The 1,294-nt window shown below is 44.2% G+C and carries 1 pseudogene; it reads right to left on the bottom strand.

Annotation, left to right across the window (positions count from 1 at the left end):
- Window positions 1-1,294: pseudogene (locus tag R7P67_RS24770) on the bottom strand (hypothetical protein); the annotation flags it as partial.

Here is a 1,294-nt window from a genome sequence, read left to right as displayed (position 1 = left end):
GAAGGGCGTTGCAGTTGACCCATCGAGCAATTGTGTCGTCACGGCAGTGATGTTTTCACTCACAGTATGGTCGTTCACGTAACCTGTTTGAGACGATACCGTCACTAAATAGGTCAACGTATCACCTGGTGAGTAAAAACGAGATTCGACTCCATTCACCAATAGCTTGCGCGTGACATTCTCGCCGTTGTATGCCTTTTTCATTTCATGGTGTGAAATGTGAGAAGTTTCCGTTACTTCACCAAGATCGCGATAGATGTATGCATCATTTGCAATTTTATCGTTGAGATTCCCCCCTTCATCTAGCGAACCAACGACGTTATCTTTTACACGCGCTTTAATTTTAAACGTACGTACTTCGTCCGGTTCCAAACTCATTGTTTTGGAAGCGTCCCCTTCGGGATACACAAAGTTCTCCGTTGTTACAGAATGAAAACCGGCACCGTCGTCATAGTCAAATTGCCAATATTCGAACGGGCTTTGGTCAGGACAATCTTGATACTGATTGTCTTTGTCGTTCGCTAATACAGACAAAATATCTTGCAACTTATCAACGACTTTTAACCCAGTTTCAGTGTGCGAACCATTGTTGAGAACACGGATTTCGTAGGTCACATCTTCGCCCGGAACAAAGCGGACTTTATCGGCAGTTTTTAAGATCGATACATTAAGCTTGTCGCTCGAACCATCACCAATTTGTGCAGAAGACGACTGGTTCAAATTAGTCAAAGGGTCATAAGCTTGCGCCGTATTGGAGATCTCTTGCTTGGCATAATCGTTCTTCACTCGACCATGAATAACGTAAACCACCGAGCCTTTCTCACTACCCACTTTAGGGTCGATATCAATACGCGAGTCAATATTTCCATTGTTTGGGTAACCCGATTTAGGCCCTGCGTAACTGCCTGTTTTGTATGGCGAGTTGTTTGAATCAATCGTCGCGTCTATCGTCCATTCAGAAAACGCATCCAGACCCCCCATATCGTCCGTTACATGAACTTCGTTCGCATAACCTTCACCAAAGTTGAAAATAGAGACCGTAAATGTGACCCAATCACCGGGGATAAACTCGTCATCCGGTGTGGTTTTAGTCACGATGATCTTAGGTTCTTTTGGATACACCGTAACGCTGTCTGATGCTGATGACTGGACAGTAGAATCTGGCGTTTTAACCGTCGCGGTATTACTGAATTGAGAGTACAGAATTTGATCCGGATTTGAACGGTCAATCTGAGCGACAATTGTGTACACCACTTCCACATTCGGTGGAATTTGAGCGTTAGTATCTAAATCA

The sequence above is a fragment of the Vibrio sp. Vb0937 genome (assembly GCF_033338855.1).
The sequence above is the reverse complement of the archived record's forward strand: the minus strand, read 5'-3'. Positions and strand labels throughout refer to the sequence as shown.